This window comes from Pseudoalteromonas sp. MMG010 (assembly GCF_018100905.1).
Taxonomy (GTDB): domain Bacteria; phylum Pseudomonadota; class Gammaproteobacteria; order Enterobacterales; family Alteromonadaceae; genus Pseudoalteromonas.
Genome location: NZ_JAGJEG010000014.1, coordinates 1 through 26,773, shown reverse-complemented (window position 1 = coordinate 26,773; position 26,773 = coordinate 1). Strand labels below are relative to the sequence as shown.

The following is a 26,773-nucleotide window of genomic DNA, read 5'->3' as shown; positions in this document are numbered from 1 at the left end:
AGGATAATTAACGTAATTTAGTTTCAATAAAACTTCGGCGGTGAACAACCTCATCTATCTCTAATAACGTTTCTAACATTTCTTCCATGTGCTCTAGAGGCAGCATATTAGGTCCATCACATAAAGCATTATCTGGATCTGGATGTGTTTCCATAAATAAACCATCAATACCTACAGCAACAGCAGCACGAGCTATAGCTGGAACGTGAACACGGTTGCCGCCAGTAGAACCATTCAAAGTTCCTGGCATTTGTACACTATGTGTTGCATCCATTACGACTTTACAGCCTGTTTCTTTCATAATAGTTAGGCCTGGCATGTAATTTATAAGCTGACCAAAACCAAAACTAGTACCTCTGTCGCATAACCAAATATTTTCATTACCTACAGCTTTACACTTTTCAACAACAGGAGCCATATCAGAAGGGTGCATCCATTGTCCTTTTTTGATATTGACAGGTAACCCCATTGAAGCTACACGTTGAATAAATCCAGTTTGACGCACTAGAAAAGCAGGTGTTTGTAAAACATCAACTACTGATGCAACTTCATCTAATGGAGTATCATCATGAACATCAGTTAAGACTCTAACGCCTAATTGTTCTTTGGCTTTTTGAAGAATTTTTAAGCCTTCTTCAATACCTGGACCAGTAAATGCTGAAGCAGATGAACGGTTTGCTTTTGTAAATGAAGACTTAGCAATATACTCAATACCAAGTTTATTTGTTATTTCTTGTAAATGACCAAAAGTATCAAGGACTAAGCCTTCAGACTCAATGACACACGGACCTGCAATTAAAAACATATTAAAAACCTTTTAAATGATTACTTTAATTAGACTTAGATTATACATTAGGAGTTAAGTAAATATTATTTAATATAAATAGGCATTACTCATTATTTAAATATAATTCTTTATAATGCTTTACCATAGTTGACTGTTGAAAGTTTACTTTAACATTCTTAGCTGCTTGCGCCGATAATAATGCCCTATATTCAGCATCATTAACCAATTTTGCTATAGCCTCTGAAAATAACTTTACATTTTGTGCCGGACATAAAATACCTGTTTTATCATGTAAAACTACTTCAGGTATGCCTTCGACATTTGACGCAACACAAGGAATAGAAAAATAGCCGGCTTCAGCTAAATTCAATCCAAATGCTTCCCATAAAGATGGTTGACACAAAATATCAATCCCATTAAAAAAATCAGATTTATTAGAGACCCAACCGACATAAGTAATTGTCTTATTTAAGTTTAATCTTTTTATCAAATCTAAACATTGTTCGCGCAGCTCTCCATCTCCAGCCAAGTAAAAGTGCACTTTATGGTGTAGCATTTTATTCTCAAGCAAGTGGTTAACAATATGAATAAAGGTTAAAGGATCTTTTTGTTGATCTAGCCGTGCAAAAAAACCTATATTAATACAGTCAGAGGAATTTCGTTTTTGCACAGTTAATTTAGAAAAATCAACGCCATTATAGACAGCTTGTGATTTACAAAAAAGACGCGGATAATATTTAAGATAATATTTATTAACTGTAATGTTCAGATCACCGAACAATGAAGATATTATTTCTAATGAATAATAAAAAAATCTTTTTAAGCGGGGCTCATGCTGGTGAAAAGCGATGCCATGTACAGTATGATAAACTTGCTTTATCCCTGCAAGCTTTGCTGCTACGCGCGCTAATATACCTGGTTTAGTTGAGTTAGTATGCACTATATCAAAGTCATTAATTTTAAAAAAAACATATAAATCCCAAAAAGCCTTTATGTCTTTAAGCGATATATTACGAGCTAAACTTTCAACATATATTACTTTAATTCCATATTCTTCAAAGTTTTTATTAAAAGAGTCATCTTCTGACCTTCCCCCAAACAAAATATATTTATCAAAATCAGGCCCTAACCCTTTTAAAATATCTAAAGAAACTTGCTGTACTCCTGATAGTTGAGGAACAACTTGTATATGAATTATTTTCTTCATGGTAACTCTATATAATGTATATTTAGCGGATATATAATCTTATTTTCTTTATAATCCCATTACTTTTAAATCTGAGATACAGTTTCCTAACCCACCATTCAAAATTAAAATTAAAACTAGAATTAAGCATATTTAGCATGCTTTGATTTATATAATCTTGTGTATTAGTTTTGATCACCTCCCTTGAAGTACTTAGCTCTTCTAACAGTTCGGTAATACCTTCTTGCGCTAAATATGTTTTAAGTATATTTGTTTGAATATTTAAACGCTGTGGCTCTAGTGTTAAAAAGCTCTCTAGGTTTTGCTCAAAAACAGTACCTGAAGGTATTAGCCAACCACTTTGCAAAAGCATAGGCTTATCCCTATAAACCAATAACCCTACAGCTCTTTTATGAAACATAGCTGTAATAGCTATACTGCTTGGCGTTGTTATAACGCTAGAATAAGCCTCTAAAGTTTTTTCAAAATCAAACTCTATATCATTCTCAAACTCTATTTGTAAGTTCGACTCTAAAAAAGCTAAAAGCTTTTGATCAAAAATTCTAACTGCAAATAGTACATTTTCTTTTATTAGTACTTTGAGTGTATCAAGCATCAAACTACACAACGCATTAAACTCTATGTCATTAAAGTAAGATGTATTAGCAGTTGTTATTAATACTTTTTTTATATTTGGTAAAATCAACATATCACTTTTTGACAACACTCTTGTAGGCAAATAATTAAATGAGCTAACTTGATTTGAAAAATAAGATTTTTCGGTAGTACCTACACATAAAAAATTAGATTGTATTATAGGGTGGTACATAATAACACCATATTTACTAACCATTGGATTAGCTATAGCATTAGAAAAATCAAATACACCATCAGTACATAATATTGTGGCTTTATTTAGCTCTTTAAATTTTAATGTAAGTAAAACATTATGTGGCATTGTATAAAAAGCACATACAAAACTATCGAACTTATCAAAAAATAAGCTATTTTTGTTATAAAATCGGCAACCACCAAATGTATAAACTAATCCAGGCTTATCCACTAAACCTAAATCTCGATAATACTGCTCATTCTCTGAAAAAAGTAATCTCATAATTTAATTCTATAAAGAAGGTATTTTAAACCTGTTAATTAAAATAAATTTTTAATTAAAATTCTACATTTAATAAAAAATTTAAATCTATAGATTTTTTTAAAAAAACACTTCAGAATAGCTTCAATTACTAAGGAGTAAGTCTTTTTATTACATTCATTAAAAAGTTTTCGAAGATAAGCAAGAAAACTCAAATCATAAAATTCAAGATTCCTAACTTTGTATGCAGAAACAGCAGACGAACTCATCTTATCAAAGTGCTCTGTCAACCAAAAATCTAAATAATTAGGGTCCACTTTCCTTCCGACATGATCTCCATTATCTTTCAAGGAAATGTAACGGTCCACAGTAACATCCCTATTCAATACAAAAGAAAAACCATTATAGTCAGCGTTTATACAAAAAGAATAGTCTTGAAATGACTTTAGACGTTCATCAAATAAATTTTTTTTAAAACTGTCTAATCTACCAAATAAACCACTTGTTTGTAACGATTGTTTTTTAAGAAAAATATACTCACCTATAGAGTATTTATTTGACTCAAAAGGGAAATCAGGTTTAATCCAACATCCTTCGTCAGTTATATTTTTAGTAAAGCTATAACTAAATGATTTTTCATTTAAACTCTCATGAAATTCATATTGATGTTTTAAATAATCAATAGGCCATTGATCATCGGAATCAAGTAGTGCAACAAACTCTCCAGTTGCTTTTTGTATACCTGTATTTCGAGCAGCTGAAGCATTTTTATTTTTTGAATGGAAAATAGTTTTAAAAACAAAATTATTAGGAACAATTAAGTTGTTTAACTCTTTCATTATTTCATCGACATTTGGAGAAAAATCATCGACGACAAGCACTTCAACTTTCCCATTAAAGTTCTGCTTGAATACACTGTTAATACAACGTTTTAATTCAAAAATACGTTTATAATTTGGGATAATTACCGAAATATTCATTCTAAGCAAACCTACATAATTAATTTAAATTATTTTTAATATTAAAAAACCCTAAAAAACATCATCACAACAAAAACCATCCTGATGATAATAATTCACCATTGAAATATTTTATGGTATGTGATTTTTCATTCATACTGCCCCAATATATCGCCTGTAAAAACACATACAGCCAAATCATAACCAAAGGGTTAAATTTGATAGTAAAGAATGAATATTTGTCCCGGTATTTTAAGGGTATATAAACAAATACTCCTAAAAAAAACTCAATAAAAAACCCCAGCCTAGATGCAAGTACACTAACTCCAGATGTACTGATATATAAGATCATAGAGTATATCAATAAAGCCTGAAAAATCTTATCCCTTTCGGATAAATGCTTTATATTAACTCCCATTAAAAATAAAAATAGAAGAATATTTATTGCTAGTCGGTGCGGAGCTACAGGAGTGATATTAACAATACTTTGATAATACCTTAGCTTCTCAAAAAGAGGAAAAACATCTGAAAAAGTATATAAATAATGTAAAAAAGAAATGTTAAATACAAGTGATATAGCAATGGAGATAATGATTAATTTAAACCAATTATTTAAAATTTTCTCTCTGACTTTCCGAAGGGTGACAGGCATAAATAATACTGCACTCAAATGAAAAGATAATGCAACAATATAGAGTATACCTCTTACTAAACAACTCCTTTTAAAATCAGTACCACATGAAAAGGCAATTAATAAGATTATTGATGAATAATATTGTCTAATTAAAAAATTTATATTATTAATAAAACCAAGAAAACATACTAATATAAACAATAGTAAAATAAGTTGTTTATCTAAGCGATGAATTAGGAAAAGTAACATTGAATAAAGAAACATACTATTAATGAAAAAAAAGTTTTCTTTATCAAAAAAAAGTCTTCCCAAAAAATTTAATGAATAATATCCAACATTTAAATCCTTTAGCCCCCCGATGTTATTTTCATAAGATAAATGCTCAAAGTAATACAAATAACTAATAGAGTCTGATTGAGGAATAAAAGCACTTTGTATATAAGACAATGTAAAAACAAAATAAATACAAGCTAAAAAATCAATACGTAAATGATGTACAAGCGGAAATGATAGAATAATGAAGGTGAGACTCAAAAAATAACTATAAGAACTTATAAAAAGCAAGGAGAAACCCCAAAAAAAACTAACACTGATATATTTATTCATCTAATTTGTCCAAGTAATACACCTAAAAACACGTCTTCACCTCTATATTTTTTAATTGTAATTTGACGTTAACTTTCCGAATATTATGTCTAGTTGACAACGACTCTGTCCAAGCCCAATCGGACACCTAACTTTGTAATTTGCTCATAATTAATAGGCGTTAAATTGCCGAGTGTTTATACAGTCACTCATGATTGTAATAATATTCTTCAAATCTACTTTCACCGTACTACGTGTTAAATAAACAATACCCAACAACCATTCACCAATAGCGTTCATTATATAAACAACTAAAACCCGCACACTAATTTATTGAGAGCCTTACTCTGATGTTAATCGCTATTTGCAATGCACGCTCAACCAAATCAACCGTCATACTCTTAGATATAGACCATCTAATAACTCGTCGAGAATATAAATCCATAACAACCGCTAGATACATCCAGCCTTGATTTGTTCTTAAGTAGATTACATCACTTGCCCATACTATATTTTCATGAGTTGGATTAAATTGTTGTTTTAAAACATTATCAGCTACGCTATTACTGTATTTACGCTTTATTGTTACTTTATAAGCTTGACATTTCTTCACCACCAATTTCGACTTGGTATAATGCTACGCCTACGGTATCAACCAACTTTAAAGCCTGCTACTTTAGTTTTCACACAATTGACGAGAGCCTAAGCTATCACGGCTACGCTTAAATAATTACCGAGCTGTACGATACATATTAAGCTCTTCTTCACTGATAATTTTAGCTAGTCGTTCTGGCAATCATAAAATGCACTGCGGTTCACTTGCAGAGTATTACAAAGTAGTTTTATCGAGTATTTAGAATGGCTTGCTCTAATATATCGAAACTTTACTTCATTTCTTTCACGAAGAAGGCAATGGCCTTTTTAGTATTCTTTCTCCATACAGAGATGTTTAACTTTTTTGCGAAGCGCTAGTAATTCAACTCGTTCATCAGGATTAACAGATGAATTTGCTTGCTCTTCTGCCTTCTGTTTCCAACTGTAAAGTAACCTGTTGATTATGCCGAAAGCAGATACGACTTCCTGAATGGTATAACCTTACTCACTAACTAATGCTAACGCACCTGTTTTAAATTCATTTGTATAAGTTTTGTATTGACGTTTTGTATTCATATCCGCGTCTATAGTGGATAGTATTATCCAAAATTAAAGTGTCCAATTCAACTAGACCAGAATATTCAATCTATTGTTATTTTACTGGATATATATTTACCTATATTTAAAACTCTATTTAGGTGATAATTTCACCGTAAAAACAATATTTTTTGATGGCCCCCTTAGGTAATAATAGATATATAATATTCCTATAATTTAACACTAAGCCATTACGCATTAATTAAAGTTGTAACCAGCCTTTTTGTTTTATCCAAAGTATTTCTGCGATTGTAATTTTCTAATGCTAAATTTTTATTTTTTAACGCAATATTACTTGGCAGTTTTTTTTGTAACGTTGAATTTAGCTGAGTTTTATCAAAAATATTAAAATTTAATTTGACTAGGTATTCATATGCAGGATTATTTTTATCTAAAATGATTTTAGCCCCCAAAGACAACATCATAACAATATTTCCCATAGCTTGTTGCCTTTTGTGGTTCATTATCACAAAGGAGCATCTTTTAAGAATTTTAAAGTATTCAGCCTGAGTAATAAAATCCTTCAATACTGTATAATTTAAAGAGCTTTTTTCCAGCATTGATATAATAGAACTCACATATTCGTCACTACCTCCATATGATAAAGGCACAATAATTTCTCTTGTTTCCCCTAAACTAATTAACTCTTTAATCACCTCTATATGGTCATTTGTTTCTGCACCACTATTACCTAATAATATTGAATCTCCTGACACATATTCATTTTTTAACTTTTCAATAATACTATCAGATGAACCATAATTCCAAGGAACGTAACATGCTTTTAAATTTAGGTAATTAGAAACACTTTCGAATTCGCTTTCTAAAACAGGGGAAAAATAATTTATATAATCATATGCTGAATTTAAGTTTAATATTTTATTTTTAATAAAGCCTTTAATCCCTTTTACCTCTCTATGATTATTCATCAAAATACTGTAATCATAATAATCAAACCCAAAACCAATCCAGCATATCGTTAGCCTTTTGGGGAGCAACTTTATAAATAACTTAAAAACGTCTGTTAATGAATGAAAGACCACTGCATCGTATTCATTTAAACGCCCAAACAATATCTGAATAAAAAATGACTTTCTTGATTGAATAGTTACATTATCATTTTTTATGTATTTCAACTGCTTACTGTTACTAATGACTAGAAAGTCATTAGTAACATAATCTACAGCATTAAAATTTACTATAGCATGATCTATAAACTTCTCATCTGAGCAAATATGTAATATTTTTTTCATATTAAAGCTTTACTGGTTTTATATCTTTGCTGCAAAGTATATTGACAGTAATTGTAGTTAGGTCTTTGTTAGTTTTTTGCCCAATACACCAATCAACAATTTGTTTTGGAATATTTGCACCTGCCAAATGTGAAAATGGATATTGCCCACCGAACCTTGCATTAAGTTCTAAGACAAAATATTCACCATTTTTTTCTAAACAATCAGAATCTAAAATTCCAATATGCCCTAATGATGAAGACAATGCTTTACCGATAGCTGATAATTTACGGTTTTCAATTGTTATCGCTTGATCTGTTTCACCTGAGCGCATAGCTAACTTCTGCTTACAAAAGGTAGTGATGTAGTTTTTTTCTAAATCATTGATAACTTCAATTCCGTACTCATCGCTCTGTATGCATTCTTGAATCAAAATAGCATTACTGTCTGCCGCAGATTCAAACCTAAGGTAAGATGAATTAATTTCATTTTTAACTTTGTTATAAAGAACATGCAATTCTTCAATGTTATCAGCTTTGTAAATACCAATTGATCCCATCCCCCAACGAGGCTTTATAATGACAGGGTAAGTTAAAGTGTTATTGTTAAGTGCAGCTATCGCATCATTAAGTGAAATATATGTTTGTGGTGTATTTATATTATGGCCAACCAAAAACTGGTAGGTCCTCCATTTATCATTACAAATATCAATAACACTTTTATCTGAAACAATTACTTCAATGCCTGATTGCTTAAACAATACTTTATTCTTCGCTAAAATAGGCAAGTCAATGTCAAATAGAGAAATAATTATCGTTATTTGATTACTTTGACAATAATCTAATAAAAATGGAATGTAGGCTTCTGAGTATATTTCTGGAGTTATAACGTGCTCATCAGCTTGTTGCAGCGCATAAGTTTCAATACTGTTTGCGGCATGAACTTTTCCATTTAAGCTTGCTACTGCCGATTTAAAGTATTCAACTAAATAACTACGTCGCCCAACAGAAGTTAATAAAATATTCATATAAATTTTGATGCCATTAAGTTTAATAAACCACCGGTATGCCAAAAGAGTACATTACTACCTGGCTTTACCTTACCGTTTTTTACATATTGTTCCATACCATACCAGGCTTTACCAGTGTATGTGGGGTCGAGTATTATACCCGTTTTACTAGCAACCCTTTTTATCATTTCAAGCTGTTCTGATGATGTTTTTTCATAGCCACCACACATGAAGCTATCGTCAAATGCTACATTTTCAGATAAGTTACTTGCTAAATTATTTTTTATTATAAATTCCGTTATTGAATTTGTAATAGCTTCTGTTCCACGCGGGTTCTGCCTAGCAACACTAACGCCTATAACTTGCGTTAAAGCGCTAGCTGTTTTAAAACCAAGGTGTAACCCAGCTTGTGTAGCTCCTGTACCACTAGCATGAAAGACATAATTAAACATTACATCAGATTGTTCCTGTACTTCTATAGCTGCATCGTAGTATGCTTGAGTACCTTCAATACAATGTCCCCCCCCCCAGATATAAAAAGGTTTATAACCTTGCGTGATAAATTTGGCCATTTCTTCATCCATAACATTGGCTACATCGGCCATATCACAGAAGACAATTTTCACCCCTAATACCCTTAATAACTTTAAATTACCTTCATTGTTATTAGTATCTGGTGCATGGATGACAATGGTACACGCTAAACCAAGTTCTTTACATCGAATAGCTGTAGCTCTGACGTGATTAGATTGCTCTCCTCCGCAGGTTACCACCGCATTTTTACCCTCAGCTATACACTTAGAGAGAATATACTCAGCTTTACGCCCTTTATTTCCACCACCTGATATAGGGTATAAATCATCACGTTTAATAAATAAATTTACACCTAAATATTGCAACTTTATAATTGGAGTTTTAAATATATTCACGATAATTTTAATTCCATTTCATAACCTTCAACATTTGTATCTGAGTATGTAAATTTATTTACAATATGAAACCCATTCTTTTTATATAAAAAGAATGCTCCACTATCTTTCTTTACTGTAAGCCTTAGTATTTTAAAACAATCATCTTTCAAGTTACTAATAGCTGTATCTAATAATTTTTGACTTAGACCTTGTTTTCTATTTTTGAATGAAACACCAATAAACGGACAATACCCTACTCCACTTTCCAAGTCGTTCATATAAACAGCAATAGCTCCAACCAAATATTCTTGTTGAAATATACCAAAAACGGTTGCGTGTGTTAGTAACTTTAAAGTGTATTCATCTAACGTAACTCGTGAAGAAAGAGATGGGGAAAATTCATCATCTATTTCATTTAAAAGCTTAAAAAAGCAATTAAGATCACTTTTTGTTAATAATTTAACCATAAGTCCCTCTAAAATATATTTTTAGTTAAATGATCTGAAATCAATTTTTAGCCTTAAAAATCGTTGCCACTATTTTCCTATATAAGTCCACCTGAGAAAACCGTATAAAAGTCACATACAAAAAAGGCATAACACTTAAATTAATACCTAGCTGTATATAAACACTTTTTATGTGATAACTAACAACAAAGGAAATACAATAAGTTATTAACGCACATAATAATACCCCAAACCAAATAGGTGCGAGTACCTTTAATTGTTTTGCTGTTTTTAATTTACAAAATTTACCTGTGTAAAAGGAATTAATAAAAAAAGCAATATACGATTGTACAACCATACCAATACACATTGCTTTAATTCCCATAGGAATTGTAATTAAAAGCATACAAACAATTACACTTTTTTTTATCAGCTCGAGCTTTAAAAATATATCCGAGCGACCTTTTACATTCAATAAATTCAAATTAATGGCATGAATTGGATATAGCATAAAAGCAAAACATAAAATAGTTAATAATTCTGCAGCCGGTAACCATTGCTCACCTAATAAAATAGCTACTAGAGGTATAGCTGTAATACCTAACCCTATAATTAATGGGAAAACAATTACTGCAGCTATGCATAGTGTTAACAAGTAGGCCTCTTCAAACTTACCAACATCATTTTGCATGTTACTCAACATAGGGTAAGTAACACGCTGTATTATTGACGTTAGTGTAATCGCTGGCACACTGGCTAATTGATTAGCCTGAGTAAATAAACCTACCTCGTTTGCATTAAATTGTTTACCTATTACTATCTGGTAAATATTTTTAAAGATAGTATCAAGAAGCCCTGCGGCTAATAACTTCGATCCAAAACCGAATAAATAATCGAATGAAGTTTTGCTAAACCCCGAAGTAGGTAACCATTTAATGTAAATATTAAGTAAGACTACGTTACACAATGCATTGGTTAATGTTTGTCCGACCAATGCCCAAACACCATATCCCATATTTGCTAGGTATATTGCTGTACCACAACTAACAAACACGCTAATAAGTGAAGCCTTAGCTTGAGTTTTAAAATCCATACCTATAGTAAGCTTTGCTCGTTGTACAATAGCAAAGCTATTAACAATGACCGTTAAACCTAATATTCGTAATAAGTTAATTAACTCGTACTGTTCAAAGAATACCGCTATATAAGGGGCCGCTATAAATAAAACGCTATAACAAAAAACTCCGACACCTATATTAAAATAAAATGCAGTTGAAAAGTCTTTTTCTGTTCGCTCTGTATGCCTGATTAAAGCAGAAGAAAACCCACTATCAACAAAGGTTTGGCTAATAGCAATAAACACGGCTAGCATACCAACCAAGCCAAAAGCATTAGGCCCTAATAACCGAGCAAGGTAAAGCATGACAATTAACTGGATGACTTGAACTACTAATCGCTCAATTGCACTCCATTTCAACCCATTAGTGGTAGATTTCATTTATTTTTATGCTTTTTTATATTTGTTAAAACTATTGAGTAAAAAGCAAGCATTTAGCTGTAACCCCTAGGTAGCATCAATTTAAAAACAATTATGGTCAATTAAATAATCCATTAAACTACTAATGCCTTTATTTCATTGGTCACCTGCAAAATATCTTTCTTTTGCATATACGCATGTAAAGGTAAACAAACAACCCCACCCGCAATTTCATGGCTAACTTCACAACCAAAACTGTATTGCTCGCTATAAGCAATATCAAGGGAGGGTGTGAAATAACGACGACTCTGAATATTTTTACTCGCTAAGGCATCAATTACTTTTTGCTGTAACTTTTTATCAGCAATATAGATAGGCATATAAGCACCATTGAAATTAGCTAAATTATGCCACTGTGGTAGTTCAACTATACAATTTAATTCGTCACGGTATAAATTAAATAATGATGCCCTGTGCTCTATTACTTGTTCAATTTCATCAAGTAAAGTTAAGCCGACTGCGCATTGATATTCATTCAGTTTGGCATTAATACCAGGCTCGCCTAACTTTACATTCGCTTGAATACCAAAATTAATTAATTGCTTGGCTCTTTCATAATCAGCTTTATGTTTAAAAACGATCGCACCACCTTCTACTGTATGAAACACCTTAGTTGCATGAAAGCTTAATGTGCCAGCATCGCCAAACTTAAGTACAGACTCACCCGCAATATTTACACCAAATGCATGCGCGGCATCATATACTATTTTTTTATTATGCTTATTTGCGATTTCCCCAAGTGCATTTACATCACAAGGGTTCCCATAGACATGAGTTGCAACAATGCCATCATAATGATTATCTTGCGTTAGTGCTTTATCTAAAGCTTGAGGACATAAATTATAACTTTTTTCATCTATATCACTAAATGCAGTTTCAATTCCCTGCCATAATAATGAACTCGTTGTTGCTACAAAGCTAAAAGGAGTGGTAATAGCAGAGTTAATATTTAATGCTTTACATGCCACCTGGATCGCTAATGTACCATTTGAAACAAGTAATAGATTCTCAACTCCTAAGTACTTTTCTAAACGCTCAGTAAGCAATTGATGTAATGGACCAAAATTAGTATACCAACCGCTATCATTAACTTGTGTTAAGTAGTTAGTCAGAGTTGCTAAGTCAGGTGTAAGTGGTTTATTTAGAGCAATCATTAATTATTCTTTTATCAATTCGATTAAATATTGGCCATAACTATTTTTAATAAATGGTTGGGCTAAAGTTTCTACTTGCTGTTTTGTTAACCAACCATTATTAAAGCCAATTTCTTCTAAACAAGCGATTTTATAACCTTGCCTTTTTTCAATTGTTTCAACAAACTGGGCAGCTTCGAGTAAACTTTCATGGGTACCTGTGTCAAGCCAAGCAAAACCACGGCCAAGCATCTCAACATTAAGTTTGCCTTGCTCCAAATACATTTCATTTAAGCAAGTAATTTCTAGCTCACCACGACATGAAGGTTTAACCTGCTTAGCTAATCCAACAACGGAATTATCGTAGAAATATAGCCCCGTAACAGCATAATGCGATTTAGGTTGCACTGGCTTCTCTTCTATAGATATAGCTTTATGGTTTTTATCAAATTCTACAACCCCAAAACGTTCAGGATCTTTTACTTGATAACCGAACACAGTAGCACCACTTCCATTTTTGGCATTTTCGACAGCATGTTTCAGTTTAGGGGAAAAACCTTGCCCATAAAAAATATTATCACCTAATACTAAGCATACATCATCACAACCAATGAACTCTTCACCTAAAATAAAGGCTTGTGCCAACCCATCAGGCCTTGATTGAACGGTATAGCTCAGTTCAATACCAAATCGGCTACCATCACCTAACAAACGCTTAAATGCATCACTGTCTTCAGGAGTAGTAATGATCAATATTTCTCGAATACCCGCTAACATTAATACTGATATTGGGTAATAGATCATGGGTTTATCATAAATTGGTAATAATTGTTTCGAAACACCCATTGTAATTGGGTAAAGGCGAGTGCCTGAGCCTCCAGCAAGAACAATCCCTTTCATCGTTTATTCTCCTTGCTCATCTAGGTTTATCTCCCCAAGACGTTCACGTTGACATGATCCATCCTGTACATTTTGACACCAAGTTTGATTATTTAAATACCATTGAACCGTTTTATGCAAACCCGTTTCAAAAGTTTCTTCTGGCGCCCAGCCAAGCTCAGCACCCATTTTTGTTGAGTCAATAGCATAACGTCTATCATGACCAGGACGATCTGTTACATACGTAATTTGCTCTGCATATTTAGTTTCTTTTGGTATTAATACATCTAAAATATCGCAAATCGTTTTTACTACTTCAATATTTTGCTTTTCATTGTGCCCACCAATGTTATAAGTTTCGCCAATAGCACCTTCGGTCACTACTGTATATAAAGCACGAGCATGGTCTTCAACATACAACCAATCACGAATTTGGTCACCTTTACCATAAATAGGTAAATCTTTACCCTCTAATGCATTTAAAATAACCAAAGGAATTAATTTTTCAGGAAAGTGATAAGGCCCGTAGTTATTTGAACAATTAGTGACAACTGTAGGTAAACCATAGGTACGCTGCCAAGCACGCACTAAATGGTCGCTCGATGCTTTACTCGCTGAATAAGGACTACTAGGTGCATACGATGTTGTTTCGGTAAATAATGGTAGCTCACCTTCTTGTTCATCCGGGTGCGGTAAATCTCCATAAACCTCATCGGTAGAAATATGGTGAAATCTAAAGGCCTTTTTAGCCGCATCGTTTAATGTACTCCAATATTCGCGTGCAGCTTCTAATAAATTATAAGTACCCACAATATTTGTTTGGATAAAATCGCTAGGCCCTGTAATTGAACGATCAACATGACTCTCTGCAGCCAGATGCATTACAGCATCGGGGTTATATGTTTTAAAAAGGTTATCTAATGCTATTCGGTCGCAAATATCGACTTGTTCAAAATGGTATCGCTCGTTATCATCTATCGATTTTAATGACTCCAAATTACCCGCGTAAGTTAACTTATCTACATTAACTACCGAGTCTTCTGTGTTATCGATAATGTGGCGAACAACAGCTGAACCAATAAAACCAGCTCCGCCTGTAACTAATATTTTCAAAATAAACCCTGTATAATTTAAATGATTTCCATGAGACTTATTTCACAAAGCCCTTTGTTACAAATATATAAAGGTATCATGTTATATTTAAATACCTACTGAATATACTGTCGTATATATTGATGCCTCACTACAAATGACTTTAACCAAAAGAACCTGTCAACTTATCCTATTAGTCGTAGAAATTTGTTAATGCTATAAAGTTATTTTTTAATTAAGCAAACACCATAACTCCACTAGCCCACTAGCCCACTAGCCATTAAAATATGAAGCTTAAATAAAAAGTAATAACAGTTAATACTCCAACTGATTTTTATTAGTAAAATGACGAATAAGTACTAACATGGCACTTAACATTCCACCTAATAGCACTCCGAGAATACAAATTAATGCTCGCTTAGGACTTGATTTTTCCTCAGGGACCAATGCTGGATCAATGGTTTTAAATACGTATTCGTCACGCACATTGGCAAACATAATAGTTTTTGTTTGCTCTTCTATTAATTTATAAAGCACGCTGCGTATATCGGCTATTTTTGTTTGCTCTAACTGTAGCGTTAAAAACTCAGTACTTTTATTAGCTTCATCTACATCACGGGTTTTCATCTCTGCGTTTATATCTTGTATTAACCAGTTAACCCATTGCTGTGCAATAAATGGCGACTGATGTTCTACCGAGAGGCTAATCATTCCCGAGTCTTTCGATTCGTTAACATTGAGTATTTTAATAAACTCTTTGTAAGCTTCTTGCAGTGAGGGCTTTGGTTGTTTAGGCGCTTTTACTTCACGTAACCAGGTATTCTTTTCAGCATTATATACCTCAGGATTATATGTTAAGGTATTTGTATTTAAATCCCACGACTCAACCGCCATTAAATTAGGTAGTAAATTATGCTTTTGAATAAAGTTACTGGTAAATTGGCGCGATTTAAGTATTTCGATCGCCATTTGGCTTTTATTACTACCACCGCCACCTAAATTAACGCCAGCTAAACCGGCTAAACCACCAAATTGCCCCGCTAGCGCACTAAGCCCGCCACCTTGCTGCTCTTCGGCGGGTGCGAGTAACGCTTCCGATTTATATATATTAGGAAGCTGTAGTGAATAAAAAACCGAAACGATGGCAAATACCATTGTAATAGCAATAATAATCCATTTACCTTGCCAAATAACACTAAACAGTTCTTTAAGATCTATTTCATCATCGGCAACAAACTGGTTATTTGGTACTGGTGTACTTGGGTTTTGCATATTTGTACTCTGCATATTATTCAATATTTTCCATTATAAATTCTAAGTACTCGATTTACATATTTAGCTGCAATATAAAAAGGGTGATAAATTGATGTTCGTGTTTTGTCAGCAACTCATTTAATCACTTTAAGGCACTAGGCTTATGCTAGTGCCTTATATACCGCTTTTTATATACTGGTTATTGCAACAACGGCTACACCAAGTTGATACAGTATTTGTGTTGCCGTGCTCCATAGCGTTAAATCATCCATATGGCTTGAATCTAGTGGCACAACAATAGTATCGCCCGCTTCTAAGTTATTACTGTTATTAACTGCAAACCAGTTACTTTGTTTAGGAATAACCACCGAGCCATTGGCTTTAATAATGTATATTTTATCTTCATCGGCACGATCTTTAACCCCACCACTTAACGCTAAATAATCGTCAAGCGTTACACCCGTTTTATATAAGTGTGATGTAGAGTAATTAACCTCACCGATAACACTGATTGAATCACGCTTACTGGGTACATAAAGCGCATCGCCATCTTGTAGTACTAAGGTTTGTTCATTGTTGGCTATTAGCGGTAAATCGATAACCAAACGCCCTAATGCTTTTACTTTAGCCAGGTCGTTTACTAATCTGTCCATTTCGTCGTAGCTTAAGTTGCTACTACTAATTGAGTTTTGAAAGCTTTTTGAAGCTAAATCTCGGCGCAACTCAGTCGCAAGGCGTGCTATTTGGGCCTGCTCTTGCTCTTTAATTGATTGGCGGGTAAATACGGCTGCATTTTGAGCCGCAAACGCTGAAAAACCACCCGCGCGCTTAAGTAAATCGTTAAGGGTTTCGCCGCGGCGTATCGTATAAGTACCAGGGAACTTTAATTCACCTTTAAGCGTTACTTTTACTTGTTCTTGCCAGTTAGGAATAGCAAAAATATTAATGGTGTCTTTACTTTGTAATGTAATGCTATTGGCTTGCTCACCCGAAAGCTCATTATCTAAATTAAAGCTAACATGTTCAACACGCGATGAATCATTACCTGCAAGGCGCGTAATCTCGGCTTGTTGAGTATAAGCCGACTCTAATAACCCCCCTGCAGCTGCAATTAATCCGGCCGTATTACCATTAATAGTTAATGGATACACACCAGGGTAAGTAACATGGCCGTTAATTTCGACTAACTGAATAGCTTGTTTAGTAGAGGCTTGTTGTTTAAGTTTTTCTATTACTGGCGCTAATAAGTTATTACGGCTGTTTGTTGCATAGCTTGTAGCATTTAATTGCTTTGTATTTGCTTGCTCGTTTGTAATATTATCAAGGCTTTCATTTTGGTGATTACCACTTTTTGAATTAGCATCGGCAGTTTGCTCTGCTTCTTTTTCTTCGTACTCACTAAAAATAATAATTTTATCATTACTATTTAACGTTAGGTTATTTTGCGCATTTTTAGTAATTGCTTGCGCTACATTAAATTGGTAAACACTAATATCGCCATTTACATTCATTTCGCGAACTAATAAACCGTAGTTTAAATCGGCATGAGGCAGTAAATCACCGCGTACCGACTTTAATACATCTGCAATACGTTGCCCTTTAACCCATTGGTAATTACCTGGGCGCACTACAGCACCAATTAATTTTACCGAGTTTTTATACTGCGCACTTATTTTGTTAAAGCGTATACGGTCGCCGTCTTGCGGAATGTAGTTAATATTATTTTGTGAAAAGTCGACGGTGAGTACTTCTTTTTGTTCATTACTAAAACGCTCTACTGTCGCATTTTTACTGTAGGCCCCAGGTTTTAGTCCCCCTGCCATTTTTAATAATTGCTTGGCTGTTTCGCCTTGTTTAAGTTCAAAAATAGCAGGACGTTTAACTAATCCTTCTACTGTTACTTGTGGGCCTACCGAAGGTACAAATACTACATCGCCCGGCTTTAATATAATGTCGTTACTGCTATCGCCATTAATTAGTAAATTATATAAATCAAAGGTGGTTACCACTTTACCCGCGCGCTTTACTTGAATATTACGCAAAGAAGCAATATCACTCACGCCACCGCTCACAAACAGTGCATGCGATACCGTTGTTAGCGACGACACACTATAACTACCTGGTTTATAGGCTTCACCTAATACCAAGATACGCATACTACGAAGCTGACCTAGCGATACAAATACTTGCACACCAATCACTTCTTGCTCTACTTTGGCTTTTATTAACTGTTTAATTTCGGCAAAAGTTAAGCCAGCAACATTAACAGGCGTTAAATCGGGAATACTTAAGCGCCCTTCACGGTCAACAGTTACATTAAAACTATTACTTTCTTTACCGTAAAAATTAATTTTTAATTGATCGCCCGGGCCAACAATATAGGTATCGGGTACCGCGGCGGTTTCGCTTGGCATAAAACTGGTGGGTTCGCCTGCAAACAACTCGTAACCATAAGGTTTTATAGGGGCAGGCTTTGCTGGTTTGTTTGTATTGTTTTGTGCTTCGTTTTGTAGTTTACGTTCGCCTATTGTATCTTGCGGCTCAGGTACGGTATTACTTTGCTGGCTGTTTCCTGTAATAACCGAAATATCTACACCATACTGTTTAGCCAAAGCTTGTTGTTGTGCTTTTGGCAAATTTTTAAATTGCTCTAATTGTGCGCTGGTTGGCGTAAATGCCATGGCGCTTAAGCTGCTAACAAAAATTAAAAAGCTTAAAAAATATTTAAAAATATTCACAGGTAGGTTTATCCCTAGTTCTACAGCCGAAAATTAGCGGCCATAATACACTAATTTATTAAAAATAAAAAAGGGGCTAATGCCCCTTTTTTTCAAAGTTTGTACTTAACAACGGTAATTGTTTATTTTAAAAGCTATAAACAAGTGTTAACGATGTTTCAGTATCAGTATTTTCTTCATCATCAGCGACTACTGAGTTGTTAGTTACATTAAACGCCACTTTCATTTGTAGTGAACCGTTAATTTTTGCTAACAAGGCTGTTTCTGAACTGGTTTTGGTGTTTGTATCACCGTATTCAACAGCAAGAAGCTGTGTAAAACGCGCATTATCAGAAATAGTCCAATCAAAGTTTAACTTACCTAACGCGATAATTTCACTTTCGCTAGTACCCGCTAGTAAGTTGCCATTGTCATCTTCGGCAGTGCTTGAGTCTGAGTAGTTAAAAAACTTATAACCAGGACCTACTTCAGCACTTAACCACATGTCGCTTTTGTTTAATAAACGAAGACCGTAACCCGCAGAAATTACTGACTCATCACGATACGCACCAAAATAGTCTGATACGTGTGAACCATAAATGAATAAATGCGAATGCGCTTCATTTAATTTGTAGTTGCCTTGTGCAGAAAAAGAATACTTTTCGTTAGTACGTTGTTTTTCTGAGTTACCTTCGTCATCTTCTACTTCATCTTCTTTATAGATGCCGTCGAGTTTATACTCGTTATTCCAACGTTCTAAATTATGAAGAACTTTAATTCCACCTTTAAGTGTTGTAGTTTCTGTATTACCACTTGTAATGATAGCACCTACTTCACTTGTAATATCCCACGTTTTTTGTTCTGCATCTGCAGCGTACGCATTAGTTGTAACTGCCGCAGCAATTACTAGAGATAAACACTTTAATTTCATTTAAAAATAACCTTTAAAACAGTTTAATTTACACTTACCACATTGAATTTATAACCCTATTAATAAAGTAAAAAGCAACTCATGTAATGAGTTACTTTTTAAGGGTTACTATTTATTTAAAGTAAGTATTAACTTTCTTTATGCAAATGTACGTCCATTTGCGGGAATGGAATAGCAATGTTTGCATCGTCTAATGCAATTTTAATATTTTCCATTAACGAGAAATATGTTGGCCAGTAGTCAGCACTATTAACCCAAGGGCGAACAACAAAATTTACACTTGAATCAGCCAGCTCAGATACTGCAACAGTGTACGCTGGGTCTTTAAGTAAACGAGTTTCTGCATCTAATACAGACGTTAATACTTCTTTCGCTTTGCGTAGGTCGGCATCGTAACCAACACCAATCACTAAATCAATACGGCGTGTTGATTCGCGTGAATAATTTACAATAGCGCCCGACATAATGCCCGAGTTAGGAACAATGATAACTTTGTTATCGGGTGTACGTAATTCGGTAGAGAAAATTTCAATTTTCTTAACTGTACCCGCTTTACCACCGGCTTCAACAAAATCACCTGATTTAAATGGGCGAAGTAATATAATTAACACACCCGAAGCAAAGTTAGATAACGAACCTTGTAATGCTAGGCCTACGGCTAAACCGGCAGCACCTAAAATAGCAACAAATGAGGTTGTTTCAATGCCAACTTGTGAAAGCGCCATTAATATAGTGGCAGCAAATACAATTGCATAAACAATACTGGCAACAAATGCGCCTACAGCTACATCAACTTTTTTCTTGTCGAATGCTTTTTGCGTTAAGCGTGAACAAAACTTAGCAATACGACCACCCAATAAAAATATAACCAATGCGATTACAATTTGTATTGCGTAGCCTAAAATAAGGTCTGAATTTTCATTCAACCAAGTGATCATTGAATCCATATTAACTCCGTATATAGTGATTAAGCATTTTGCTGGACTTATTATACATAAATTTACATTTAATATTTAAAAAACAGTAAGTTTTTATTAAAAAAAGGGACATTAATTTATGATTCGCTCAAAATACACTCAACCTGTGTTTATCTTCTGTATTTAAATTTGCGAATAAATTATTTTAATTATGATTTATTTTTATTTTTTTAATTAAAAGGCTTTTCAATAATTATAATTTTATGTATTATGCGCGCCACACCAACAAAGGTGTATAGTGGCGGTTGTAGCTCAGTTGGTAGAGCCCCGGATTGTGATTCCGGTTGTCGCGGGTTCAAGCCCCGTCAATCGCCCCATTTTTTCCCTGCTATATTCAAATTTCCTACTTTTAAATTTCCTACATTTTATTTCAAGCTAAATAAAATCTATTGCTTTTATATTTATTAAAATCATTTTTTTATTAAGTTATTAAAATTCTCTTCGCACTATTTCACTATACTCAACAGTTAAACTTAGCTAAATACGCTAAAGCTCTATTTGGGTGGTGTATTTAAAAATGCTGCTTGATTCATCCTTATAGACGTCTTCTATTAATAAAAAGCCAGATTATTCATACGACATTAATCTTAATTAATGAAGAAAATGCAATTGAACACTTTTCAACCTTTAAGAATTATCAATAAAGTGCTAGTATAGCATCTCATTATAAGTACTTATTACTTACTTAGATTTCTATTTACTATGGGTTTAAATTCAAGCATGAGCAAGCGTCTATTTCAATTTTCACTCATTATTTATTTAATGTTTAGCAGTACACTTTCGTACTCTAAAACAATTAATTACGATGAATTAGTAAATGATGTAAAGCGCCTAATTGCTGCGCAAAAATTTCAACAAGCTTATACTCTTAGCAATCAGCATGTTGAATTTTTAGGTGAACCCGAATTTGATTTTTTATTAGGTATTGTGGCTTTAAAAACGGATCATGCAGATCCTGCTGTTTTTGCCTTTGAACGCGTAGTCGAAGCCAATCCAAATTGGTTAGAAGCACGCTTATATTTAACCCGTGCATATATTGCTATAAATAACTTACCCGCAGCCATTACCCAAGCTAATTTACTAATAAATGCTGATAGCGCCTCTAACAGTATAAAAACTTCTGCCAAAAATTTATTATCTGCTGCCAATAACGACCTAGGTACCGCAACGGTAAAACAAAGTATTGAACTTGCGTTAGGTGTTGATGGAAACGTAAACGCGGGCACATCCGAAGACACAATTGTGATCCCACAATTAGGTGAAGTTTTATTATCCTCTGAAAGTAAAAGCAGCGACGATAATTACATATTGCTTAAATATAATGGCCAATACTCTGCCCCTTTAACTAAAAACAGTGCATTTAGCGTTAATGCTCATACTCAATGGTATAAATTTTCAGAGTTAGATCAATACGACAGACTAAGTAGCCGTATTAATGCAAGCTATCAATATAAGAAATTTAATACACTGTGGTATACAAAAATTGGCATAACCCCCCTTTTCCTCGATGGCGACTTTTACCGTAATGAATCGACACTTACATTTGGAGCGCATTATCAGCCAAGTCAGCCTTATTCGTTATTTAGCTCGGTATCATATGGTGCACTTAATAATGTATTTGATGAAAAACTCGATAATACGTTTTATAGCGTTTCTGCGGGAGGAAGTTATGTGTCGGGAGCCTGGTTTCATAGTTTAAATTTAAACGGCACTTCAGAAAATGCCGATTTAAGTAGTGGTGATTACAATAGTCGCGACATTTTAGCTTTGTATTACCAAGCAAACACTCAGTTATCTAGTCAGTGGCAACTGCTTTCGTTAATTGGCTATCAATCGATTAATTACAAAACCGAACACCCTTTATTTTTGCAACAGCGCGACGATAACTTAATGATGCTATCGGGCTCTGTACGCTATTTAGTTAATCAAGATTTAGCATTGAAATTAACAGCTAATTATCAAACTAAAAACAGCAATATTGCATTATTTGAATACGACCGCTTAGATGCAAATTTAAGTATAAGTTACGCATTTTAATTGAAGGTATCTATGAAAACTTTATTCACTACTTTATGTTTATTAACATGTGCAAGCTTTAACGCTCAAGCAAATACACCTGCTGGAAAAACAATTTTAGCAAGCGGTTTAGTGCAAGCAACAAATTCAACGTCTGAACTTAGGCAGTTAAAACGCCGTGATAGCGTATTTGATGTTGATAGCATAACAACAGGCAGTAACAGTAAAGCACAGTTTTCGATGACTGATGGCGGCCTTATTGCTTTAAAAGAGAATTCTGAATTAGCCATTTCTAATTATGACTTTGACGTACAAACACAGCAAGGCGGTGCCTCTATAGAGTTATTAAAAGGAGGGCTGCGGTCTATTTCGGGTGCGATTAAAAAAAATGGTGGCGATTATAAAATAAAAACGCCTGTTGGCTCTATTGGTATTCGTGGTACCCATTTTGAAGTGCAACTGGTTAACGGCGATATGTTTGTCGCCGTATGGGATGGTGCAATTGATTTAACCTTAGATGATCAACGTTCCGTATCGTTAGGTAACCAAGAAGACTTTTCGTTTGCTCAAATCACTGCTTCTGGCGACATACTTACAACCGATGAACCGGCTAATGTATTTGAACAAACGGTCTCTAAAATAAGTGGTAATAGCCGTCAAACCAAACAAAATAGCTCTACAGATAGCAACGCTGGTATAGAGTCGCCCACTGAAGATGAGGTAGAGGTAGAATCAGAAACGACACCTACCGATATATATGCTGAACAACAATTTCAAACAGTGTCAGAACTATCATTGGTTGACCAAATAGCACAGCGCCAAGGTGTATTTAATTATCAAGCAACTGAGTTTTCTGTTTCTTCAACTGAAGGGCTAGTTAGCGACTTTGCTATGAGTATGTCGATTGACTTTGATGATGGCACAGTCCCCGATGGTGAAATTAGCTTTAATGATGCACAAGGCAACTGGTATGCAGCTTATAGCGGTTTAATTAATGTGAGCGAACTAGACTTAGCGGTTACATTTGCCTCACACGAAAATAATTTAGCGACCGGTGATATAGAAGCGGCCTTTTTTAATGGTTTAGACACGATTACAGGTAATTTTAGTTTAACCGAAGTAAACAACCCCGCGGTTAATTCATCGGGCTCTTTTCGTTTAGAGCCTTAAAAAGCCATAACTATGCATATTAGGAAATTTTAAAATGGTAGCAAAAAACCTACTTTTACTTAGTTCAATGGTATTTTTATTATCGGCTTGCGGTGGTTCTGAATCTGAAGAAACAACGAATATAACAGCAGCAACAAGCAGCGATACAATAAATTCAAACAGCCAAAACGTAGCGCTACCCAGCAGTGAAACTATTGATTTAACCGATGCGCTAGCTACAACATCTATTGCTAAATTAACGGCATCAGGTAGTGCGGTGGCTAATTTAGTATCACTCAATAATGATGTGACTAATGCTGAGGCGTCACTTTCGTTTAGCCAAACGAGTGAGATTACACAAGGTAACGTTACATTTTTACTGGCTGTAAGCGATGAAGATGGCATTAATAACGTAGATTTAGTGCTTGCAAATGTAAATAAAAGCATTGCGTTGTGTAATGAAAACTGCGGCTCAAGTTTTGAAAAATCGGTGATTGGTCTCAGCCCGTATATTTATGGTGAAGTTTCAGGCTCTGTGCGAATAGAAATTTGGGTAACTGATTTATTAAATAATACCGTGCTTGCAAACACAGCCACACTTAACTGGCAGCCTTATAGCATTTCAGGGGTAACAGCGACCCGAGACACCACCAGCATAAATTTATCGTGGCAAGAAAATACTAACGTTAATCGTTATAACGTTTACCTAGCAACAGAAGCTGGCGTATTACCTAATAACATTGAGCAATTAAACAACGGCCAACAATATCTAAGTTTAACCGATACTGATTTAATAATTGATAATGTTCTGAGCGATGAAAGTTATCAAATTTTAATTACCGGTGTTGAGGGCAGTGGTGAAAGCGCATTTTCCGAATTAATTAATATTGCCCCCTTAAATGGAGAGCTTAGTTTCTCTGCGCAAGCTATTACCGATAACTATCAAACAAACGAAGACACTCCCGTTAATGGTAATGTGTTAACCAACGACATAAACTTATATTTAGGCGATTTAGCCGTTGTATTAAATACACTGGTGCAACCTCAATATGGCACGCTTGAAATTAATGAATTAGGTGATTTTACCTACACCCCTGCCGCTAACTTTAATGGTAATGATGTATTTAGTTACGAAGTAAGTAATGAACTTGGTTTAACCGACACCGCATTGGTTGAAATAACGGTAGCCGCAATTAACGACAACCCTGTAGCCTTAAATAACAGTTATACCGTTAATGTTGATGGTTACTTATTAGTTGACGCCCCAGGTTTACTTGCAAACGATAGCGATATAGATTTAGACACGCTTAGTATTGATACAACCCCTGTGAACCAACCAACTTACGGTGCATTAACACTTTTTTCTGACGGCGGGTTTGAATATCAAAGCACAGAAAGCATCGCTATTAATGATAGCTTTCAATATCGTGTTACCGATTTAAATGGTGGCGAAGCTGTTGCAACAGTGATAATAAATGCTAGTGACGAAAACACGCCCCCTATCGCAGTGAACGACAGCTATGCATTATCTGAAGACGTTAAGCTAGAGGTCTCTCTTGAGCAAGGGTTACTCAGCAACGATAGCGATGCTGATGATAATAGCTTTACCATAGATGAAAGCTTTATTATTTCCCCCAGCCACGGTCAATTACTATTAAGTAATGATGGTAGCTTTAGCTATATACCAGATGCTAATTTTTTTGGCGTTGATGAATTTCAATACCAAATAATCGATACAGCAGGCGCAACGGCTACAGCTTTAGTTACGTTAACCATTAGTAATGTAGCCGATAATCCCACTGCGCAAAATGACGAGTACACTTTTACTCAAAATAAATTACTCGAAATATCTGCTGATAATGGCTTACTTATAAACGATATTAATATTGAGTCGGGTTCTCTTAGTGTCAATACCAACCCTATCGTTGATACCCAATATGGTACTTTAACGCTACAAACGAATGGTGCATTCACATATCAACCCAATACCATTGAATTTTACGTAGATAGCTTTAGTTATGAAATTCAAAATGAGTTTGGTTTAACCGCAACAGCGCAAGTGGTGCTCTCTAAGAGTAATGAAAATACATACCCAATTGCTGTTGACGATAGCTATACCATTGATGAAGACAGCAGTAATGTTACTTTTAATGTATTAGAAAATGATAGCGATGCTAATGGCGATACTATTACGATTGCTAGCATTGATCATACCCTTGGTGAAGCAAGCATTATTGATAACCAAATCAATTTTACTCCACCGAGTGATTTTTATGGTGAAACGACAATCACTTATACATTATCAGATGGATATAGCGCAGGAATAAACGACACAAATGACAGCACTGCGACCGTTAATATAGTCGTTAACAATATAAACGATTTCCCAATTGCAAATAATGACGCAATTACAACCAACGAAGATACAGCCGTTATCGTAAATGTAACCGCTAACGACCTTGATATTGATAACGATACGCTCAGTGTTACCGCAGCCACTGCTGATATTGGCAGCGTCACCATTGTTGATAACCAACTAAGTTATATGCCACCAGCCAATACCAATGGTACCGCTACGCTAAGCTATACACTAAGCGACGGTAACGAAGGCGTTGCAACGGGCTCGTTAGTTGTTACGATTATTGCGGTTAATGATGCACCGATTGCTTTAGCAGATAACATCACTATTGAAGAAGATAGCGCCAGTACATTAATTAATGTATTAGCAAACGACCTTGATATTGATAACGACGCGCTCAGTATTACCGCGGCCACCACTGATATTGGCACCGTGAGTATTATCAGTAACAAACTGCAATACACACCGCCCGCTGATACACATGGCACAGCAACTATTACCTACGCTATTAATGATGGCAATGAAGGCAGCGCAACTGCAAACGTCGCAGTAACCATTAATTCGGTAAACGATGTGCCCGTGGCAGTAAACGACACCGCTAGCATGGACGAAGATGCAGCCCCCATTACCATTGATGTATTAGCTAACGACACCGATATTGATAACGATGCACTCAGTATTACCGCAGCCAGTGCT

The 26,773-nt window shown here is 34.6% G+C and carries 20 protein-coding genes, 1 tRNA gene and 1 pseudogene; 4 read left to right on the top strand and 18 right to left on the bottom strand.

The window, feature by feature from the left end; genetic code table 11:
* Positions 1 to 7: 7 nt before the first annotated feature.
* From kdsA to J8L70_RS13265, 18 genes and pseudogenes are all read right to left on the bottom strand, one after another.
* Positions 8 to 805, bottom strand: a complete 798-nt coding sequence (gene kdsA, locus J8L70_RS13350) for a 3-deoxy-8-phosphooctulonate synthase (RefSeq protein ID WP_211056096.1) — start codon at positions 803 to 805, stop codon at positions 8 to 10.
* A gap of 85 nt (positions 806 to 890) precedes the next feature.
* A complete protein-coding gene (locus tag J8L70_RS13345) occupies positions 891 to 1,994 on the bottom strand; it encodes a glycosyltransferase family 4 protein (protein WP_211056095.1) in 1,104 nt (367 codons plus the stop codon).
* Positions 1,995 to 2,016: 22 nt separating this feature from the next.
* Positions 2,017 to 3,087 carry a hypothetical protein gene (locus J8L70_RS13340; protein WP_211056094.1) on the bottom strand — a complete coding sequence of 357 codons (1,071 nt, stop codon included), beginning with the start codon at positions 3,085 to 3,087 and terminating at the stop codon, positions 2,017 to 2,019.
* A gap of 38 nt (positions 3,088 to 3,125) precedes the next feature.
* Positions 3,126 to 4,046: a glycosyltransferase family 2 protein gene (locus J8L70_RS13335; protein ID WP_211056093.1), complete on the bottom strand. Its 921-nt coding sequence runs from the start codon at positions 4,044 to 4,046 to the stop codon at positions 3,126 to 3,128.
* A 64-nt stretch (positions 4,047 to 4,110) separates the two neighbouring features.
* On the bottom strand, positions 4,111 to 5,265 hold the full coding sequence (locus J8L70_RS13330) for an EpsG family protein (protein ID WP_211056092.1): 1,155 nt from the start codon (positions 5,263 to 5,265) through the stop codon (positions 4,111 to 4,113).
* A gap of 325 nt (positions 5,266 to 5,590) precedes the next feature.
* Positions 5,591 to 6,414: pseudogene (locus J8L70_RS13325) on the bottom strand (IS3 family transposase); the annotation flags it as partial.
* A 212-nt stretch (positions 6,415 to 6,626) separates the two neighbouring features.
* Positions 6,627 to 7,688, bottom strand: coding sequence for a TDP-N-acetylfucosamine:lipid II N-acetylfucosaminyltransferase (locus J8L70_RS13320; protein ID WP_211056091.1), 1,062 nt, complete (start codon positions 7,686 to 7,688; stop codon positions 6,627 to 6,629).
* Between the two features lies 1 nt (position 7,689).
* A complete protein-coding gene (locus J8L70_RS13315; RefSeq protein ID WP_211056090.1) occupies positions 7,690 to 8,694 on the bottom strand; it encodes an ATP-grasp domain-containing protein in 1,005 nt (334 codons plus the stop codon).
* The gene (locus J8L70_RS13310; RefSeq protein ID WP_211056089.1) at positions 8,691 to 9,605 is read right to left on the bottom strand and encodes a pyridoxal-phosphate dependent enzyme; all 915 of its coding nucleotides are present in this window, start codon (positions 9,603 to 9,605) and stop codon (positions 8,691 to 8,693) included. Before J8L70_RS13310 ends, J8L70_RS13315 begins: the two co-directional genes overlap by 4 nt.
* Positions 9,602 to 10,054 (bottom strand): GNAT family N-acetyltransferase, encoded by a 453-nt coding sequence (locus J8L70_RS13305; RefSeq protein WP_211056088.1) that lies wholly within the window; start codon positions 10,052 to 10,054, stop codon positions 9,602 to 9,604. Before J8L70_RS13305 ends, J8L70_RS13310 begins: the two co-directional genes overlap by 4 nt.
* Before the next feature lie 40 nt (positions 10,055 to 10,094).
* Positions 10,095 to 11,531, bottom strand: a complete 1,437-nt coding sequence (locus tag J8L70_RS13300) for a lipopolysaccharide biosynthesis protein (protein ID WP_211056087.1) — start codon at positions 11,529 to 11,531, stop codon at positions 10,095 to 10,097.
* A gap of 113 nt (positions 11,532 to 11,644) precedes the next feature.
* Positions 11,645 to 12,724: a DegT/DnrJ/EryC1/StrS family aminotransferase gene (locus J8L70_RS13295; RefSeq protein WP_211056086.1), complete on the bottom strand. Its 1,080-nt coding sequence runs from the start codon at positions 12,722 to 12,724 to the stop codon at positions 11,645 to 11,647.
* 3 nt (positions 12,725 to 12,727) lie between these two features.
* Positions 12,728 to 13,603 (bottom strand): glucose-1-phosphate thymidylyltransferase RfbA, encoded by an 876-nt coding sequence (rfbA, locus tag J8L70_RS13290; protein WP_211056085.1) that lies wholly within the window; start codon positions 13,601 to 13,603, stop codon positions 12,728 to 12,730.
* Between the two features lie 3 nt (positions 13,604 to 13,606).
* A complete protein-coding gene (gene rfbB, locus J8L70_RS13285; RefSeq protein WP_211056084.1) occupies positions 13,607 to 14,695 on the bottom strand; it encodes a dTDP-glucose 4,6-dehydratase in 1,089 nt (362 codons plus the stop codon).
* A 294-nt stretch (positions 14,696 to 14,989) separates the two neighbouring features.
* On the bottom strand, positions 14,990 to 15,946 hold the full coding sequence (locus J8L70_RS13280) for a Wzz/FepE/Etk N-terminal domain-containing protein (protein ID WP_211056083.1): 957 nt from the start codon (positions 15,944 to 15,946) through the stop codon (positions 14,990 to 14,992).
* A 170-nt stretch (positions 15,947 to 16,116) separates the two neighbouring features.
* Positions 16,117 to 18,666, bottom strand: a complete 2,550-nt coding sequence (locus tag J8L70_RS13275) for an SLBB domain-containing protein (RefSeq protein ID WP_211056082.1) — start codon at positions 18,664 to 18,666, stop codon at positions 16,117 to 16,119.
* A 127-nt stretch (positions 18,667 to 18,793) separates the two neighbouring features.
* Positions 18,794 to 19,576 carry a DUF481 domain-containing protein gene (locus J8L70_RS13270; protein WP_211056081.1) on the bottom strand — a complete coding sequence of 261 codons (783 nt, stop codon included), beginning with the start codon at positions 19,574 to 19,576 and terminating at the stop codon, positions 18,794 to 18,796.
* Between the two features lie 128 nt (positions 19,577 to 19,704).
* Positions 19,705 to 20,523, bottom strand: a complete 819-nt coding sequence (locus tag J8L70_RS13265) for a mechanosensitive ion channel domain-containing protein (protein WP_211056080.1) — start codon at positions 20,521 to 20,523, stop codon at positions 19,705 to 19,707.
* 271 nt (positions 20,524 to 20,794) lie between these two features.
* On the opposite strand from J8L70_RS13265, the gene J8L70_RS13260 reads away from it, so the two are divergent.
* The 4 genes from J8L70_RS13260 to J8L70_RS13245 form a co-directional block, all read left to right on the top strand.
* A tRNA-His gene (locus tag J8L70_RS13260) sits at positions 20,795 to 20,870 on the top strand.
* Positions 20,871 to 21,273: 403 nt separating this feature from the next.
* Entirely contained in the window at positions 21,274 to 22,590 is a 1,317-nt protein-coding gene (locus J8L70_RS13255; protein ID WP_211056079.1) for a DUF2860 family protein, read from the top strand.
* 12 nt (positions 22,591 to 22,602) lie between these two features.
* Entirely contained in the window at positions 22,603 to 23,739 is a 1,137-nt protein-coding gene (locus J8L70_RS13250; protein ID WP_211056078.1) for a FecR family protein, read from the top strand.
* Positions 23,740 to 23,773: 34 nt separating this feature from the next.
* Positions 23,774 to 26,773 (top strand): Ig-like domain-containing protein (locus tag J8L70_RS13245; RefSeq protein WP_211056077.1); only part of this gene is annotated, 3,000 nt, incomplete at its 3' end.

Excerpts from the sequence above, each read along its gene's own strand:
- J8L70_RS13340 (WP_211056094.1), bottom strand. The coding sequence starts at position 3,087 with ATGAGATTACTTTTTTCAGAGAATGAGCAGTATTATCGAGATTTAGGT.
- J8L70_RS13315 (WP_211056090.1), bottom strand. The coding sequence starts at position 8,694 with ATGAATATTTTATTAACTTCTGTTGGGCGACGTAGTTATTTAGTTGAA.
- kdsA (WP_211056096.1), bottom strand. The coding sequence starts at position 805 with ATGTTTTTAATTGCAGGTCCGTGTGTCATTGAGTCTGAAGGCTTAGTC.
- J8L70_RS13320 (WP_211056091.1), bottom strand. The coding sequence starts at position 7,688 with ATGAAAAAAATATTACATATTTGCTCAGATGAGAAGTTTATAGATCAT.
- J8L70_RS13270 (WP_211056081.1), bottom strand. The coding sequence starts at position 19,576 with ATGAAATTAAAGTGTTTATCTCTAGTAATTGCTGCGGCAGTTACAACT.
- J8L70_RS13265 (WP_211056080.1), bottom strand. The coding sequence starts at position 20,523 with ATGGATTCAATGATCACTTGGTTGAATGAAAATTCAGACCTTATTTTA.
- J8L70_RS13335 (WP_211056093.1), bottom strand. The coding sequence starts at position 4,046 with ATGAATATTTCGGTAATTATCCCAAATTATAAACGTATTTTTGAATTA.
- J8L70_RS13295 (WP_211056086.1), bottom strand. The coding sequence starts at position 12,724 with ATGATTGCTCTAAATAAACCACTTACACCTGACTTAGCAACTCTGACT.
- J8L70_RS13280 (WP_211056083.1), bottom strand. The coding sequence starts at position 15,946 with ATGCAAAACCCAAGTACACCAGTACCAAATAACCAGTTTGTTGCCGAT.
- rfbA (WP_211056085.1), bottom strand. The coding sequence starts at position 13,603 with ATGAAAGGGATTGTTCTTGCTGGAGGCTCAGGCACTCGCCTTTACCCA.
- J8L70_RS13345 (WP_211056095.1), bottom strand. The coding sequence starts at position 1,994 with ATGAAGAAAATAATTCATATACAAGTTGTTCCTCAACTATCAGGAGTA.
- J8L70_RS13250 (WP_211056078.1), top strand. The coding sequence starts at position 22,603 with ATGAAAACTTTATTCACTACTTTATGTTTATTAACATGTGCAAGCTTT.
- J8L70_RS13330 (WP_211056092.1), bottom strand. The coding sequence starts at position 5,265 with ATGAATAAATATATCAGTGTTAGTTTTTTTTGGGGTTTCTCCTTGCTT.
- J8L70_RS13305 (WP_211056088.1), bottom strand. The coding sequence starts at position 10,054 with ATGGTTAAATTATTAACAAAAAGTGATCTTAATTGCTTTTTTAAGCTT.
- J8L70_RS13255 (WP_211056079.1), top strand. The coding sequence starts at position 21,274 with ATGAGCAAGCGTCTATTTCAATTTTCACTCATTATTTATTTAATGTTT.
- J8L70_RS13300 (WP_211056087.1), bottom strand. The coding sequence starts at position 11,531 with ATGAAATCTACCACTAATGGGTTGAAATGGAGTGCAATTGAGCGATTA.